General features: G+C 53.4%; 21 protein-coding genes (1 of these 21 only partly in view). 7 read left to right on the forward strand and 14 right to left on the reverse strand.

Going from position 1 to position 14,091, the window contains the following annotated elements; all coding sequences use genetic code 11:
• Positions 1–234, forward strand: partial view of an Hsp20/alpha crystallin family protein gene (locus tag GHH_RS11010; protein ID WP_011231631.1) — the 3' portion only. It extends 210 nt beyond the left edge of the window; 234 of the gene's 444 nt are visible here — the last part of the coding sequence; the start codon falls outside the window, past its left edge; the stop codon is at positions 232–234.
• A gap of 16 nt (positions 235–250) precedes the next feature.
• Here the strand turns inward: GHH_RS11010 and GHH_RS11015 are convergent, their stop codons facing one another.
• The 4 genes from GHH_RS11015 to GHH_RS11030 are packed head-to-tail and all read right to left on the reverse strand — an operon-like array spanning position 251 to position 5,027.
• Positions 251–1,273: a LacI family DNA-binding transcriptional regulator gene (locus tag GHH_RS11015; protein ID WP_015375239.1), complete on the reverse strand. Its 1,023-nt coding sequence runs from the start codon at positions 1,271–1,273 to the stop codon at positions 251–253.
• Between the two features lie 56 nt (positions 1,274–1,329).
• On the reverse strand, positions 1,330–2,856 hold the full coding sequence (gene galT / locus GHH_RS11020) for a UDP-glucose--hexose-1-phosphate uridylyltransferase (RefSeq protein WP_015375240.1): 1,527 nt from the start codon (positions 2,854–2,856) through the stop codon (positions 1,330–1,332).
• Positions 2,857–2,859: 3 nt separating this feature from the next.
• Complete coding sequence (gene galE / locus GHH_RS11025; RefSeq protein WP_015375241.1) at positions 2,860–3,846, reverse strand: UDP-glucose 4-epimerase GalE; 987 nt, start codon at positions 3,844–3,846, stop codon at positions 2,860–2,862.
• A complete protein-coding gene (locus GHH_RS11030) occupies positions 3,843–5,027 on the reverse strand; it encodes a galactokinase (protein ID WP_015375242.1) in 1,185 nt (394 codons plus the stop codon). Before GHH_RS11030 ends, galE begins: the two co-directional genes overlap by 4 nt.
• A 188-nt stretch (positions 5,028–5,215) precedes the next feature.
• On the opposite strand from GHH_RS11030, the gene GHH_RS11035 reads away from it, so the two are divergent.
• A complete protein-coding gene (locus tag GHH_RS11035; protein ID WP_015375243.1) occupies positions 5,216–5,998 on the forward strand; it encodes an EcsC family protein in 783 nt (260 codons plus the stop codon).
• Between the two features lie 64 nt (positions 5,999–6,062).
• Here GHH_RS11035 and GHH_RS19730 read toward each other — a convergent pair whose 3' ends face one another.
• From GHH_RS19730 to GHH_RS19650, 8 genes are all read right to left on the reverse strand, one after another.
• Complete coding sequence (locus GHH_RS19730) at positions 6,063–6,140, reverse strand: hypothetical protein (RefSeq protein ID WP_371198501.1); 78 nt, start codon at positions 6,138–6,140, stop codon at positions 6,063–6,065.
• Positions 6,140–6,391 carry a glycoside hydrolase family 36 N-terminal domain-containing protein gene (locus GHH_RS11040; RefSeq protein ID WP_015375244.1) on the reverse strand — a complete coding sequence of 84 codons (252 nt, stop codon included), beginning with the start codon at positions 6,389–6,391 and terminating at the stop codon, positions 6,140–6,142. The genes GHH_RS19730 and GHH_RS11040 overlap by 1 nt, the downstream gene beginning before the upstream one ends.
• A gap of 108 nt (positions 6,392–6,499) precedes the next feature.
• On the reverse strand, positions 6,500–8,158 hold the full coding sequence (locus GHH_RS11045) for a glycerol-3-phosphate dehydrogenase/oxidase (RefSeq protein ID WP_015375245.1): 1,659 nt from the start codon (positions 8,156–8,158) through the stop codon (positions 6,500–6,502).
• A gap of 159 nt (positions 8,159–8,317) precedes the next feature.
• Positions 8,318–8,902 (reverse strand): glycerol-3-phosphate responsive antiterminator, encoded by a 585-nt coding sequence (locus tag GHH_RS11050; RefSeq protein ID WP_015375246.1) that lies wholly within the window; start codon positions 8,900–8,902, stop codon positions 8,318–8,320.
• 15 nt (positions 8,903–8,917) lie between these two features.
• Entirely contained in the window at positions 8,918–9,073 is a 156-nt protein-coding gene (locus GHH_RS19190; protein ID WP_015375247.1) for a hypothetical protein, read from the reverse strand.
• Between the two features lie 17 nt (positions 9,074–9,090).
• The gene (locus GHH_RS11055) at positions 9,091–10,488 is read right to left on the reverse strand and encodes a HAMP domain-containing histidine kinase (protein WP_015375248.1); all 1,398 of its coding nucleotides are present in this window, start codon (positions 10,486–10,488) and stop codon (positions 9,091–9,093) included.
• On the reverse strand, positions 10,485–11,159 hold the full coding sequence (locus tag GHH_RS11060) for a response regulator transcription factor (RefSeq protein ID WP_013144934.1): 675 nt from the start codon (positions 11,157–11,159) through the stop codon (positions 10,485–10,487). Before GHH_RS11060 ends, GHH_RS11055 begins: the two co-directional genes overlap by 4 nt.
• Positions 11,160–11,326: 167 nt before the next feature.
• Positions 11,327–11,449 carry a hypothetical protein gene (locus GHH_RS19650; RefSeq protein ID WP_013524106.1) on the reverse strand — a complete coding sequence of 41 codons (123 nt, stop codon included), beginning with the start codon at positions 11,447–11,449 and terminating at the stop codon, positions 11,327–11,329.
• Positions 11,450–11,680: 231 nt separating this feature from the next.
• Between GHH_RS19650 and GHH_RS11065 the strand changes: the two genes are divergently transcribed.
• Positions 11,681–12,145, forward strand: coding sequence for an Hsp20/alpha crystallin family protein (locus GHH_RS11065; RefSeq protein WP_011231644.1), 465 nt, complete (start codon positions 11,681–11,683; stop codon positions 12,143–12,145).
• A gap of 115 nt (positions 12,146–12,260) precedes the next feature.
• Here GHH_RS11065 and GHH_RS19195 read toward each other — a convergent pair whose 3' ends face one another.
• Entirely contained in the window at positions 12,261–12,422 is a 162-nt protein-coding gene (locus GHH_RS19195; RefSeq protein ID WP_015375249.1) for a hypothetical protein, read from the reverse strand.
• Positions 12,423–12,505: 83 nt separating this feature from the next.
• Between GHH_RS19195 and GHH_RS11070 the strand changes: the two genes are divergently transcribed.
• On the forward strand, positions 12,506–12,691 hold the full coding sequence (locus GHH_RS11070; RefSeq protein ID WP_011231645.1) for a hypothetical protein: 186 nt from the start codon (positions 12,506–12,508) through the stop codon (positions 12,689–12,691).
• Positions 12,691–12,945 carry a sigma-G-dependent sporulation-specific acid-soluble spore protein CsgA gene (locus tag GHH_RS11075; RefSeq protein ID WP_015375250.1) on the forward strand — a complete coding sequence of 85 codons (255 nt, stop codon included), beginning with the start codon at positions 12,691–12,693 and terminating at the stop codon, positions 12,943–12,945. The genes GHH_RS11070 and GHH_RS11075 overlap by 1 nt, the downstream gene beginning before the upstream one ends.
• A gap of 83 nt (positions 12,946–13,028) precedes the next feature.
• On the opposite strand, the gene GHH_RS11080 is transcribed toward GHH_RS11075, so the two are convergent.
• Complete coding sequence (locus GHH_RS11080; RefSeq protein WP_013144931.1) at positions 13,029–13,373, reverse strand: YppG family protein; 345 nt, start codon at positions 13,371–13,373, stop codon at positions 13,029–13,031.
• Positions 13,374–13,566: 193 nt separating this feature from the next.
• Between GHH_RS11080 and GHH_RS11085 the strand changes: the two genes are divergently transcribed.
• The gene (locus tag GHH_RS11085) at positions 13,567–13,767 is read left to right on the forward strand and encodes a YppF family protein (protein WP_011231648.1); all 201 of its coding nucleotides are present in this window, start codon (positions 13,567–13,569) and stop codon (positions 13,765–13,767) included.
• A gap of 120 nt (positions 13,768–13,887) precedes the next feature.
• Positions 13,888–14,058 (forward strand): hypothetical protein, encoded by a 171-nt coding sequence (locus GHH_RS19200; RefSeq protein WP_013144930.1) that lies wholly within the window; start codon positions 13,888–13,890, stop codon positions 14,056–14,058.
• The last annotated feature ends 33 nt before the right edge of the window (positions 14,059–14,091 follow it).

Consider the following 14,091-nt stretch of genomic DNA (forward strand, 5'->3'; position numbering starts at 1 on the left):
GTGCAGAACAACATGTTGACCATCAGCGGCACGATTCAACGCCACCACGATGTAAGAGAAGAACAAATGCACCGGCGCGAACGCTTCTTCGGTCGCTTCCAGCGTTCGATCACCCTGCCGGCGGATGCGGCGACGGAAAACATTCGCGCGACGTACAAAAACGGCGTGCTGGACATTCATATCCCGAAAACAACGACAGGAACGAAAAAACGCGTTGATATCGAGTTCCATTAATGCGGAAGGGAGCGGCTTATCGACCGCTCCCCTTTTCGTTGCCCTCGCTGCTTGAGCGGATGACGAGCTCTGTCGGCACGACGACCTTTTTGCAAATCGCTCGTTTCGTCGTCAACCGTTCGATGAGCAGCTCAACCGCTGTTTCACCCATAAATTCTGTGTATACTTTCACCGTCGAAAGCGGCGGGTGAAGAAATGCGGCCGTCGGAATATCATTGAATCCGACAATCGCCGCCTCTTCCGGAACAGCGATCCCGGCTTCATGCAGCGCACGCAGGGCGCCAATCGCCATCGAATCACTGGCAATGAAAAACGCCGTCGGCAAGTCGCCGCCTGAAACAGCCTCTTTCATCAGCCGATAGCCATCTTCAGCAGTGAAGGCACCGATCCATACATAGCGGGAATCATACAGCCCTTTGACATACAAATATTCGTAAAACGCCGCTTCGCGCTCATCGCGGATCGGCGTTTCCCCGTCGACATATTCACGGCCGCCGATATAGCCAATTTTCGTATGCCCCAACCGAAGCAAATAATCAAGCACCGTCACCGTCGCTTGACGCAAGTCGATGACGACTGAATCAAACCGATGCTCATCAGGCGAACAGTCGACAAACACAATTTGTTTGGCCCCGGCGGCAAAAACCTCGACTTCCTTCGGCCCGAATTTTCCGACGGCGATGATGCCGTCGAGCGCCTCCATCCGTTCAATCGGATAGGCGCCGTTTTGTTTAAACAATTTGACGAGTTCGATGCCGCGGTCAAAACACTCTTTTTCCACTCCGAGGCGAATCGCCATATAATACGGGTCATCGATTTCCTGGCGCTCCGAATACCAGTGAATGAGCCCGAAGCGAAACGATTCGCGCGCTTGCTGGCTTCGCTCCCGCAATGTTTTGTAGTTCAGCTCTTGGGCGACTTCAAAAATGCGCCTTCTCGTTTCATCGGAAACGGACAGCGTTGCATCGTAATTAAGCACGCGCGACACCGTCGCGACCGAAACGCCGACTTTTTCCGCGATTTCTTTTAACGTAGCCATCGTCTGTTTGCGATCCCTTCCTTATGTTTCATATGAAACGCGTTTTTTCGCCGCATTTAAACAAGAGACGACATGCGCTCCACAGCGTGCTGTATAAAGCGGCGAAACGCGTCCTTCCCTCGCTTGTCCCGCTTAAACACCCCGGCATGTTCCAACACGGTCACAAACCGTTGTCCGACTTCGTGCCGCAAAATGTCATGGACGTTGTCCTTCGTGATGTCCGGATAGGCCGAGTGAATGGCTTCGCACCAATCCCAATGTTTATGCATCGACTCGTCCCAGTCTTCTTTTTTTGTCCGATGCACGAGATAATCGGCCAGCGTCTCCAGTTCCACGGCAAGCCGTGCCGGCAGCACCGCCAGCCCCATCACTTCGATCAAGCCGATATTTTCTTTTTTAATATGATGCAATTCTTCATGCGGATGGAAAATGCCGTACGGATGTTCCGCTGATGTCCGATTGTTGCGCAAAACGATGTCCAACTCAAACAAATCGCCGCGCCGCCGGGCGATCGGGGTGATCGTGTTATGCGGAACATCGCCGCTGTAGGCCATAATCTCGACACTTGGGTCGCTGTACGTCCGCCATGTTTCATACAAAAAGGCAGCCGCATCCAACACGTCCTCTTTTGGTCCAGTCAAACGGATGACGGACATCGGCCAGCGCACAATGCCGGCTGTGACCGACGGAAACGATGGCAACGGGATACACTCTTCGATCTCCGCCTTTTCCATCGCAAACGGATAGCGCCCTCCTTGGAAATGGTCATGCACTAAAATCGAGCCGCCGACAATCGGCAAATCGGCGTTCGAGCCAATGAAATAGTGCGGGAACTTTTCGACGAAATCGAGCAAACGGCTAAGCGTCTTCCGCTCCATTTTCATCGGCACATGTTCGGCGGAAAAGACGATGCAATGTTCATGATAGTACACGTAGGGAGAATATTGGAAATACCACTGTTCATCCAATAACGTGATCGGGATGACACGGTGATTGGAACGGGCTGGATGACGCCACGTTCCTTCATATCCTTCGTTTTCTTTGCATAATACACATTTTGGATACGAGGATGACGGCATCTCTTTTAATTTGACGATTTCCTTCGGGTCTTTTTCCGGCTTCGCCAAGTTAATGGTGATATCCAATTCTCCATAGGTGGTTGACACTTTCCAGTGCTGATTGTTGGCGATGCGCGCCGTTTGAATGTAATTGGACGCTTGGCTCAGCGAATAAAACCAGTCCGTCGCCTCCTGCGGGTCGCGGCGGTATCGCTCGTAAAAGGCGCGGATCACTTCCGACGGCCGCGGCATGACGCAGTCCATCAGTCTCGCATTCCATATATCGCGCTCGGTCGTTGTATTCGTTTCCAACAATCCTTGTTCGTACGCCCAATCAATCATAGCGTCCAATATGGGAGCGGGCGAGGCCAAGGGAACGTCCTTGACCTCGGCCGGCTGCCATTCCGTGAGTCGGAGCGTTGCCAGCAGGCGGTTGCGCGCGTAGACGACATCTTCCTCGGGAAGAAGGCCGTGCTTTTTCGCATAATGGATCAGTTGTTCAATCGACGTCCAAATTCGTTCCATCACTTACACACCCCGATAGCCGTTTGGCCGCGCTTTGTGCCATTCCCATGCCGACGCGACAATGTCCGCAATGGACGGGTATTTCGGCTCCCAGCCGAGCTCGCGCTTTGCTTTTTCCGATGAAGCGACAAGTCTCGCCGGATCGCCCAGGCGCCGCGCCACGACGCGGGCGGGGATCGGGTGTCCGGTCACTTGCCGAGCCGCTTCGATCACTTCTTTGACGCTAAATCCATTTCCGTTGCCTAAATTGTATACATCGCTGTCTGCCCCGCTCCGCAATTTCTCGAGCGCCAGCCAATGGGCATCGACGAGATCAAGCACATGAATGTAGTCGCGGATGCACGTGCCGTCAGGCGTGTCGTAGTCATCACCGAAAATGTAGATTTCCTCGCACTGGCCAAGCGGCACTTTTAAAATCAATGGAATAAGATGCGTCTCCGGGTTGTGGTCCTCACCGATTGTCGTGCCGTACGCCCCGGCGACATTAAAGTAGCGGAGCGAAATCGAGCGGATGCTATAGGCGCGGTCCGCCCATTTCATCATTTTTTCCATCGCCAGCTTCGTTTCTCCATACGCGTTCGTCGGTTCCGTCGGGTCGGTTTCGACGATCGGGATTTGTTTCGGCTCCCCATACACCGCGGCAGTTGAAGAAAAGACGATTTGCTTGACGCCAAATTCTTTCATCACTTCAAGCAACACTTGTGTGCCGTACACATTGTTGTCGTAATATTTCAGCGGCTCTTCCATGCTTTCGCCGACCAATGAGTTCGCCGCAAAATGAATGACCGCCTCAATGTCGTGCTGGCGAAACACCTCGCGCAAAAAATCGCGGTCGCGAATATCGCCTTGGCAAAACACCGCATCAGGGTGAACCGCCTCCCGGTGCCCCGTCTGCAAGTTATCCACCACGACCACGTGCTCCCCTTTTTCAAGCAGACGGTACACCGCATGGCTGCCGATATACCCTGCCCCTCCGCAAACCAAAATCATCGGCTCATCTCCTCCAGTCCCGTGAGTTCTCTCGCCCCGTCACCAACTTCAACGACATAAAAGCTTGCTTCATAACCGATTTTTTCGGCATACGCGTTTCCGACCCGTTCAATGAAATCTTGAACGCATGCCTTTTTCACAATGTTCACCGTGCAGCCGCCGAATCCTGCCCCAGTCATGCGCGCCCCGACCGTTCCTTCGTGCGACCATGCCGCTTCAACGAGCGTGTCGAGTTCAACGCCTGTCACTTCGTAATCATTGCGCAGCGACAAATGCGACTGTTTCATCAACTCGCCAAAGCGGACGAGATCCCCGCGCTCAAGCGCCCGGGCGGCTTCAAGCGTCCGCTCGTTTTCCGTCACCGCATGGCGGGCCCGTTTTTGTTCAAGCGGGGAAAGAAGATGTGCATAACGGGCCAGTTCCGCGCTTGTCAGCTCGCCGAGCGAGGCGATGTTCCGCACGCTTTGCAGCTTCGCAAGAGCCGCCTCGCACGTCGCCCGCCGCTCGTTGTACGCCGAGTTCGCCAGGCCGCGCTTTTTGTTTGTGTTCGCGATGACAATCGAACAATCGTTGAGCACGAGCGGCAAATAGCGGTACTCGAGCGTCTGGCAGTTTAACAGGATGGCGCAATCTTGTTTCCCCATGCCGACGGCGAACTGATCCATAATGCCGCAATTGACGCCAACGTATTTATTTTCTACGGTTTGGCTCATTTTCACAAGTTCTAGTTGGTCAAGCCCGCGCCTGAACAGTTCGTTGAGCATGACCGCGGTCACGAGCTCAATCGACGCGGATGACGACAGTCCTGCGCCGTTCGGGATCGTTCCATAATACAAAATGTCCAATCCGGTCTCAAGCGGACGTAACGCTTGAAACGCAGCCAAGATCCCTTTCGGGTAATTCGCCCAGCCGTGCTCGCTCCGGTATGACAAGTCATCGTAAGAGACCGTGATCACTCCCGTTTCCGGGAAGTTTTGGGAGTAAAGGCGGACAAACGGCTCATCCGTTTGCCGGACAAGCGCATACGTGCCGATCGTAAGCGCGCACGGCAGCACATGCCCGCCGTTGTAATCCGTATGCTCACCGATCAAATTGACGCGGCCGGGGGCGAAGAAAGTGCAGATGGCTTCGTCCGAGCCGCCAAAAAGTTGGGTAAATTGTTGTTTTAAAGCTGCGATCATGAAAAAGCCTCCTTAAGGTCATCTAGTCTAATAAATATTTTAGTTAAAATTTTACTATCCATCAACGAAAAATTCCGATTTTGATTATACCGACAAGCTTCTTGTTAGAAACAAAGCCCTTCCTTCATCCGTATAATTCGTTACAATCAACTTATCCTAAACATAAAGAAGGAACAGGAGGCCCAAGCATGGATGCCATACTGGAGCTGCAAAAAGAACTAAAGCAAATCGAACAGTGGGAACACTCCCAAAAAGACCTATGGTTTTGGGAAAAGCTCGGCCGCTTGCCGTTTCAAGTGCTCGATAAGCTGACGCCAAAAGCCGTCCATCGAAAACTCGGGCAGCTGCTTGATGAGCTGGGCAGCTATATTCAAAGCGGCGGGCAATACTTAGTGAATGAAGGAAAGGTATTGGACAAGCTTGGCGTATCGTCGTTGGCCGAGGTGCCGCACTTGCCGCTTGCGACGATGGATCGCGTTTGCGACGAGTTGATTGATGCCCGCGTCACGTTCGCCCAGCTGCAAGGGGCGGCGACCGGGGTCGGCGGGGCGTTGACGTTGGCGGTGGACATTCCGGCGCTTCTCGGCTTAGCGCTGAAAACGCTGCAAGAGATCGCCATCGTGTATGGATACGATCCGAAGGACAAAGAGGAGCGCGTGTTTGTCGTCAAATGCCTTCAGTTTGCCGCGGCGGACATCGTCGGGAAAAAAGCGATTTTGGACGAACTTTCGTCGTTCTCCCATGAACGCGGGCGCGTCTTTTCCGAACTGCAAGGCTGGCGGGAAGTGATGATGACGTTCCGCGACCAATACGGATGGAAAAAGCTGTTTCAAGCCGTTCCGATCATCGGCGTCATTTTCGGTTCGCTGTTTAACAAATCGTTTATGGAAGACATCGCCGAAACCGGGAAGATGCTTTATCGGAAGCGGCGCATTATCGAGAAGCTCAAACAGTTTGAACCCGGCATCTAACATGCCGGGTTCGATTCGTTTGTTTCGCCCTGATGCATCCGCTCAGGCCGCATCATCCCCCCTATCATCGAACGGCTTTCAATCGCCACATCATGCTGATAAAATCGCCCAAGCGGTGCGGCACCGCCACTCCGGCATACATCAGCTCGTCGCCGCCGTAGCTGGATATTCTTGCGGCAGCGTATCGAGCGAAAACGTGCGGTCGGATGGGTCGGGGTTAGGGGAAAACGCGCGATCGAGCCGCGGAAACGCCCGCGCGCCTCGAACATCGCGCACCGCTTTTCCCCAATAGACATGCGCCAAATAGCCGGAGCGGAAAAGCTGCATCACGTAGCTCGCCTTTCCCGCCCGCAAACGAAACTGCTTCGTTTGCGGATTGTATGCAACTGACATTCTCTTCCCCCGCTTTGTTTTTGTTTAAATTTTACTTAATTTTTACGAAAAAATCCATCAAAAAAGCGCCCTGGATTTAGGCGCTCATCATTTCCTTCAAAGGATCATTCACTCCTCTCCTTCCTCCGCCAACACCGCACGCCGCAGTTCCTTGTCGAGTTCTTTCTCATACACGTCCCGCTCTTCCTCGGTCCACCCAAAATACCGCGCCATAAACGCAACAACCGCCTCTTTCTCACGCCGGACCGAATCAATATCAAACAACAGCGCTCCGGTGCGGCGGATGAAGTAGTCGACTGGTTTGACCGCCATTTCTTCCTCGATGGCGTAGACGAGGCGGACGAACGTTTCGCGCGTTAAGCCGGACGAGCGGTCGTATTGCTGGCTTAACGCAAACAGCCGGTCGACATTTGTGCCGTACTGTTTTGCCAGCCGCGCCCCTTGTTCTTCTGTCAGCCCATAGCGCGCCGCTTCCTTCGTCTTTTCGGCGATGAAGGCCGGCAGCCGGTGCGAGCCGCCGACATCGCCGCCGGAAATTGGCAGCTGTTTCGTTTGGCACGGGCGGAACGTTTTTCCCTCTTCTTTTTCCAATTGTTTGGCGACGAGGTCAACGACCGTTTCTGCCATTTTCCGATAGCCGGTCAGTTTGCCGCCGGCGATCGTAATGAGGCCGGATGGCGATGTCCAAATCTCGTCTTTGCGGGAAATTTCCGACGGGTTTTTCCCTTCTTCATAAATGAGCGGACGGACGCCAGCCCAACTCGACTCGACATCGTCGGCAGTGACGCCGACAGACGGGAACATGTAGTGAATCGCCTGCAATAAGTAATCACGGTCTTCTTCGGTCATGGCCGGATGAGCGGGATCATCGTCATAAAATGTATCGGTCGTGCCGACATACGTTTTCCCATCCCGCGGAATGGCAAACACCATCCGGCCGTCCGGGGTGTCAAAATAGACGGCCTGCTTGAGCGGAAAACGCTTTTGATCGATGACGATATGGACGCCTTTTGTCAGCCGAAGCCGCTTGCCGGTTTTCGATCCGTCTTTGTCGCGCAGCGCATCAACCCACGGTCCGGCGGCATTGACGACTTTTTTGGCGCGGATGTCATACACTCGTCCGCCGAGCAGGTCGCGGCAGCGGGCGCCGGTGATGCGGCCGCGCTCGTCATACAAAAACTGTTCGGCTTTGACATAGTTGACGGCGTCGGCGCCAAGCTCGACCGCTTTTTTGATCACTTCGATCGTCAAGCGGGCATCGTCGGTCCGATACTCGACGTAATAGCCGCCGCCAATCAGGCCGTCGCGCTTTAAGAGCGGCTCTTTTTCCAACGTCTGCCGGGCATTAAGCATCGTGCGCCGCTCGCTTTGCTTGACGCCGGCCAGCCGGTCATACAACCAAAGGCCGATCGACGTGCTCCACTTGCCGAACGTTCCGCCGCGGTAAATGGGCAGCAGCATCCACTCCGGTGTGGTGACGTGCGGGCCGTTTTCATACACAATCGCCCGTTCGCGCCCGACTTCCGCGACAAGCTTCACCTCGAACTGCTTTAAGTAGCGCAAGCCGCCGTGAACGAGCTTCGTCGACCGGCTTGACGTGCCGGCGGCGAAATCTTGCATCTCGACAAGCGCGACCGTCATGCCGCGCGAGATGGCATCAAGGGCGATGCCAGAGCCGGTGATCCCCCCGCCGATGACGAGAAGATCATATTGTTTTTCGCTCATCGCTTGAAGAACATCGCTCCGCTGTTTGCTTGAGAACGTCATGTCAAACTCCTCCTTTGTAAAAAAGGCAAAAAGAGACCAGTGCAAACACGATAAGCCTTCGCCTACCATGTGTGCATGGTCTCTCCATGTCTCCTGACTGATAATTAACTTGTTGATTCCATTATAACAGATCGTCGCCCGTTTGGCTAGCTCGACGCTTCAACGACTTCCACCGGCTTCCTCACCGCGGGGTCGGTCATAATGGCGCCAAAGCGTTTCATTTGACGTCGTCACCGATGCCGCGCCGGCTTCCAGCGCCCGCTCGACATCGTCGACCGTGCGAATGAGGCCGCCGGCGTAAATCGGTTTTCCCGTCCGTTCTTTCACTTCGCGGATGATGTGCGGCATGGCGCCCGGGATGACTTCGATGCAGTCCGGATTCGTTTTGGCGATCAGCTGATAGCTTTTCTCCAACGCATGAGAATCGAGCAAAAAGATGCGTTGCACGGCCAAGACTCGTTTTTGACGCGCCTTCATAATGACGCCCGCTTTCGTGGAAATGAGGCCATGCGGGCGGAACTCTTGGCAAAGGTATTCCGCCGCATGTTCATCATGGCTCAGCCCTTGCACCAAGTCGACGTGAATGATCAACTCCTTGCCATGCCGGCGCGCATAGGCAAAGATGCTTTTTAACTGGGCAATATGCACCTCAAGCAACACGCCGACCGTGTAACCGCTTGACAAAAAGGCGTCAAATTGCTTCATCGTTTTAATGGCCGGAATGATGCGCTGTTTCGCTTCCATTTTCTTTTCTTCGATTCATCCTCTCATTTTGTCGATCTCATCTAAGCATTCAAGCGACATCATCGTCCGCGGTTTGCATGTCGCGATTTTCACCCCGCGCTTGCGGAATTTTTCAACGAGGTGATGAATCCCTTTTTTGCTTGCCGCCTCTTCCTCATGGGGATGTCCCATTGCCTCACGCTCCTCTCCTATTCCGCTTTCGGAATGGCCAGTTCGACCGTCGTTCCTTTCCCAACTTCGCTTTCCAACGCAATTTGCCCGCCGTACTTATCGATGATCTCCTTGGCAATCGAAAGGCCGAGCCCGGCGCCGCCTTGTTCGCGGCTGCGCGCCTTGTCGACGCGGTAAAAGCGCAAAAAGACGTTTTTCAGCTCCTCTTTTGGGATGCCAATGCCATAATCACGGATGGACACGATGACAAACGGCCCTTCCTCGCGCAAGGAAATCGCGATTTGTTTCACTCGCTGAGAATATTTTACCGCATTGTCAAGCAAAATGAACAGCAATTGTTCAAAATGATGCTTCGCCATCGCCGCGCGCGCAATCGGCTTATCCGGCTGGTCAATCAGAAATTGGAAGTCCGGGTGCAAGACGCGGAAATTTTTGACGACTTGTCCGACAGCCGCCGCGGCATCCATCGGCGCGACCTCATCCGGCACCGTGATCGCCTCGGCGCGCGACAAGTCCAGAAGCTCGAGAACGAGCCGCTTCAGCCGCTCCGCCTCTTTCATCGCCGCCTCAAGCGATTCTTCCAAAATCTCCGGGTTGTGCTTCCCCCACCGTTGCAGCAACGAAAGATGGCCTTGCAAAATGGCGAGCGGCGTGCGCAGTTCATGGGACGCATCCTCGACAAATTGCCGCTGCATGGCGAACGACCGCTCAATTTCATCCATCATGCCGTTGAACATCACCATCAGTTCCGCAATTTCATCGCGCGCCGGAGGCACATCAATGCGCCGTTTCAGCCCGTTGTTTTTGATGTCGGCCATCGTTTTGGCCAGCGTTTGCAACGGCCGGACGAAGCTTTGCGCCACGAACCGGCCGGCGACAGCGCTTGCGGCCATGGCCAAAAAGCCGATCGCCGTCATGATGAGAAAGAGCGTGTTGGTCACTTGCTGGAACCTCGCCAGCCGGCGGGCGATTTCGATCGTTCCATGCAAGTTGCTGATATGAATCGGCTGACGGAGCAGCAAAAACCGTTCATTGTTGATGAAATGCTCATCCATTTTCCGCTTGTCGGGCATCTCGCTCGGCGATAGCGACACCGCTGCCCCATTTGAAACGGAGACGATGACGTTTCCTTTCTCATCCGTGACGCGAATGAGTTGGTATCGTTCATTCAACCTTTCCAAAAACGCGCGGCTGCGGCGAATTTCCTCCCACGATAGATTACGTTTTTCCGCGTAATAGGTTTCAATTTCCGCCACCGTTTGTTCCATCGTTTTTTCTTCTTCCTTCAGCAGCCATTGTTTCACCACATGATATTGCAAAAACGTAAACACAAAATACGTAATGAAAATCGCCCCGGCAGACAAAACGGTCAGCTTCCCTTTCAGCGAAAGCCGGCGAATCGCCTCCCTCTTCATGGCCGCATCACATATCCCGTGCCGCGCACCGTTTGGATATACCGCTCTTTATCGTGTTCGTCAAGCTTTTGCCGCAAGTAGCGGACATAGACGTCAACGACGTTCGTCTCGACTTCGGCGTCAAATCCCCACACTTTGTCAAGGAGCGCATCACGCGTCAAGACGACATTGATGTTTTGCATAAAGGCGACGAGCAAGTCGTATTCCCGCTTCGTCAGCTCAATAAATTCGTCTCCTTTTTTCACGGTGCGCGCCTGCACGTCAACGACTAAATCTTTAAACGTCAACACTTGGGCGTTCGCTTCCGGATGAACGCGGCGGAACAAGGCGCGGATGCGGGCGAGCAGCTCTTCAATGGCAAACGGTTTGACGATGTAGTCATCGGCCCCGTTATCGAGTCCCATGACGCGGTCAAACACGCTGTCGCGCGCTGTGATCATCATGATCGGCGTCGATTTCGCCGCCCGGATGCGGCGGCATACTTCCATGCCATTGAGACTCGGCAGCATCACATCAAGCAAAATGAGATCCCACTGCTCCGAAAGAGCGAGCTCGAGCCCTTCGCGTCCATCGGCGCATACATGCACGTCAAAGCCTTCGTGCTTTAAGTCAAGCTCCAAAAACCGGGCGAGCCCGGCTTCATCTTCAATCAATAAAATACGTCCGTTCATCAGCTGCTCCTCCTCCATTGCGGCTGTTTGCTTTCATTTTATACATCTTTCACTATACACAACAAATCATCCACCGCCAACGGACAGCCAGCAGTCAAAAAAGGAATGGGGCGCCTGTTCGAGACGCCCTCAAAAATGAATCGGCCAAAAGCGGCGCAGGCAGCTGTTTACGAGTGGCGGTCAACGATCCAATCGACAATGGCTTGAACGATTTCCAACGCTTGATAGGAAAGAAGCGACACGGCTGTTCCAGAAAAAAACAATGTCACCAACCAATGAACCCAATGCATCGCGCCATCCCTCCTCCCGCCGCCGGGCAACCGACAGCGTTATTGATGTGCATCTCATGGATGGTGGTGTCATTATATTCCATCTGGGTTAAAACAAGATGAAAACTCCCTAAAAAAGTACGGAGTAGCTTTTTTTTCGCTCCGTACATACATTGACAGTGAATCGCCTTGCCAATCGGCAGCGTCCCGACAGAGTCATTTCGCTGTTTTGAAAAAAGGGAGGGAAGCGCAATGAATGAATCATTTCAACCACCAGCCAATGGGGGAGGCCATCACCCGTTCCATCATTTGCGGAAAATGATGAATCAATGGTTTGATGAACGGCCGCTGCAAAAACTGTTTGAAACGCTCGATGACTATTTCGCACAAACGTTTGCTGCCGCGTACATTCCGATCGAGGTGAAAGAGACGAAGCACGATTACCAAATCATTGTCCGGCTGCCTGACATCAAAAGGGAACAAATCAGCTTGCAATGGCAGGAAGATGGGCTGCAGCTGATCGTCGATCACAATGAAACCATTGAATCGGCAGATCATCACGGCCATGTATACGAACGCCGCCACGCACGGCGGCGCGTGGCGCGGCTGATTCCGTTTCCGTATCCGGTCGCTGAGCATGAGGTGAAAGCCTCGTTTCAAAATGGGACGCTCACCATCCAGCTGCCGCAAAAACGGAAATATATCGATATCGATTGAAGACGATCCAGCCTGTGTGTGCGTTCAAAAACCATTTTGGCAACGGCCAGCGCCGCGCTTGGGCGTGAAACAAGCCGTTCCCTGCATGGGGAGCGGCTTGTTTCTTGTCCATCTTCTATTGTTTATGGAGTGAATTTCCGGAACGTTCGCCCTCTTCCGGCGTTCCTTTTTTGATCACCCATTCATTGGCGATTTCCTCACGGTTGTTCGTGTATTTGTTTTTCCGCTTCCAGTTGTCGTTGCAGTCTGTCACCGCCGCCCCCTTATTGTTTGCCATTTGCTTGCCTTGCCGCGGTCAAAACGATGCATACATACTTTCTCGGCTGACAAGCTACGCTACTGATAGGAGGTGCAAAACGAATGGCGAAACTGCCCGATTTCAAACAATTGAACGACCGACTGATCAACGAGCCGTCGGATGAGCCGATGCTTGTCATCAAAACAAACCTCGACCCGGACCGCGTGACGGAAGAAAATCCGTACGTCCAAGGCCGCACAAACACAAGCAAAGAGTTTGTCTCTTTTTTTGAAGGGGGCGGACGATGATGGAACAAACACTCGCTTACTTGCGCGAAGTGCTGTCCAACTATTTGGATCACCACAGCGACACCCCAAAACGCATTTACAAAAAACTGATCAGCAAACCATACCGAGGCGAAGGGGAATTTGTCCGCGACTTAACGCAAGAAGAAAGCGCCTTTTTGGACCGCATTTTGCCCCATGAAATCCGCTATGCGATGGATGAGCGCGATTATGAGCGCGTGTATCAGCTCAATGAAGTGTATGAGTTGCTCATTTGACAACGTGACAACCGCTCCCCGTGCAAACGGCGGAGCGGTTTCCCTTTTTCAAGCGCGCTCGACCGTCGCGCCATGACGCGGTTTCATTTTTTAAACGTACCGAGCAATCCTTTCAACACGCCATTCACTTGATTGACCGTATTGATCATTTGCCCCACGGTACTCATCATTTTGTTGATATCGTACGTTCCGTCGCTGTTTTTAAACTGGGCGAGAAACGACGGGCGCGGCGGCGGCAAAAGCGGTCCTGGCTTTGGATACGGCATCGGATACGAGGGAGGCGCGGCATGGCCGGACGGAAGATGAGGCCAGTGAACCGGCGCCGATGGGAAGGATGAAACCCCATAGTGAAAATAAGGACTATAATGGCCGCCTGAGCCGTATGGTCCATAAACCGGCGGCGAAACTGGGCGCGGATAACGGTGCATGTCTCCTCTCCCCCATGTTTGATAATCGATTCCCCCTAGGCTAAGGAGGCGAGCTGCCACTAGTATATGTGCAAACGCCTGACGACGTGTGCGGACATGTCACCTCTTGTCGGAAGTTTTAATTTTCCGAAATCATTCTTTCTTCCTATTTTCATGGTACGATGTAAAAAAGGGGGAAGGGGGAAAAGCATCAATGAACGTGACGGAGTTAAAGCATAAGTTTATGGCGGTCAAACATTGCGAACCGGCTGAGGCGAACGAACTGCTTGATTTTGCCCGCCGTCTGTATTTGCGCGGGGAAATTTCGCTCGCCGAGTACCGCGATCTCGTGCGTGAGCTCGAAAAAGCCGGCGCCTCTCAGCCGGATGAAGCAGGGGAATACGCTGGGCTGTAGGACGATGAGGGAGCTTTTCCCTTCTTTTTTTTTGCCCCTGTTCCTCAAGACGCATAAAAAACGATGTTTCTTCCCACCCTAAAGAGGCAAGAGGAATTGTCGTACAAGGGGGGATTGGCGATGGGTCGAGGCGTCCACTTTAACCATAAATTGAAAGGCCATGACCATGAAAAGCCGAAACATGGAAAACCAGCGCCGCCCAAGCATACGGAGCGGGTCGAATACGAGATCAACACCGTCGCTACTGCAGAAGGCGGCCCTGTCTCGATCACAACAGGCAAAGACACATAAAACAAAAAAGGGGGCTAATCCAAAACGCACTCG

Source organism: Geobacillus sp. GHH01 (assembly GCF_000336445.1).
GTDB lineage: Bacteria > Bacillota > Bacilli > Bacillales > Anoxybacillaceae > Geobacillus > Geobacillus zalihae.

Bases quoted from the DNA above. Each gene is read 5' to 3' on its own strand.
- galT (WP_015375240.1), bottom strand. From the start codon at position 2,856: ATGGAACGAATTTGGACGTCGATTGAACAACTGATCCATTATGCGAAA.
- GHH_RS11075 (WP_015375250.1), top strand. From the start codon at position 12,691: ATGGAACAAACACTCGCTTACTTGCGCGAAGTGCTGTCCAACTATTTG.
- GHH_RS11085 (WP_011231648.1), top strand. From the start codon at position 13,567: ATGAACGTGACGGAGTTAAAGCATAAGTTTATGGCGGTCAAACATTGC.
- GHH_RS11045 (WP_015375245.1), bottom strand. From the start codon at position 8,158: ATGACGTTCTCAAGCAAACAGCGGAGCGATGTTCTTCAAGCGATGAGC.
- GHH_RS11050 (WP_015375246.1), bottom strand. From the start codon at position 8,902: ATGGAAGCGAAACAGCGCATCATTCCGGCCATTAAAACGATGAAGCAA.
- GHH_RS19650 (WP_013524106.1), bottom strand. From the start codon at position 11,449: ATGCATTGGGTTCATTGGTTGGTGACATTGTTTTTTTCTGGAACAGCC.
- GHH_RS11035 (WP_015375243.1), top strand. From the start codon at position 5,216: ATGGATGCCATACTGGAGCTGCAAAAAGAACTAAAGCAAATCGAACAG.
- GHH_RS19190 (WP_015375247.1), bottom strand. From the start codon at position 9,073: ATGGGACATCCCCATGAGGAAGAGGCGGCAAGCAAAAAAGGGATTCAT.
- GHH_RS11065 (WP_011231644.1), top strand. From the start codon at position 11,681: ATGAATGAATCATTTCAACCACCAGCCAATGGGGGAGGCCATCACCCG.
- GHH_RS19200 (WP_013144930.1), top strand. From the start codon at position 13,888: ATGGGTCGAGGCGTCCACTTTAACCATAAATTGAAAGGCCATGACCAT.
- GHH_RS11080 (WP_013144931.1), bottom strand. From the start codon at position 13,373: ATGCACCGTTATCCGCGCCCAGTTTCGCCGCCGGTTTATGGACCATAC.
- galE (WP_015375241.1), bottom strand. From the start codon at position 3,846: ATGATTTTGGTTTGCGGAGGGGCAGGGTATATCGGCAGCCATGCGGTG.
- GHH_RS11060 (WP_013144934.1), bottom strand. From the start codon at position 11,159: ATGAACGGACGTATTTTATTGATTGAAGATGAAGCCGGGCTCGCCCGG.
- GHH_RS11015 (WP_015375239.1), bottom strand. From the start codon at position 1,273: ATGGCTACGTTAAAAGAAATCGCGGAAAAAGTCGGCGTTTCGGTCGCG.
- GHH_RS11070 (WP_011231645.1), top strand. From the start codon at position 12,506: ATGGCGAAACTGCCCGATTTCAAACAATTGAACGACCGACTGATCAAC.
- GHH_RS19730 (WP_371198501.1), bottom strand. From the start codon at position 6,140: ATGTATGCCGGAGTGGCGGTGCCGCACCGCTTGGGCGATTTTATCAGC.
- GHH_RS11030 (WP_015375242.1), bottom strand. From the start codon at position 5,027: ATGATCGCAGCTTTAAAACAACAATTTACCCAACTTTTTGGCGGCTCG.
- GHH_RS11040 (WP_015375244.1), bottom strand. From the start codon at position 6,391: ATGTCAGTTGCATACAATCCGCAAACGAAGCAGTTTCGTTTGCGGGCG.
- GHH_RS11055 (WP_015375248.1), bottom strand. From the start codon at position 10,488: ATGAAGAGGGAGGCGATTCGCCGGCTTTCGCTGAAAGGGAAGCTGACC.
- GHH_RS19195 (WP_015375249.1), bottom strand. From the start codon at position 12,422: ATGGCAAACAATAAGGGGGCGGCGGTGACAGACTGCAACGACAACTGG.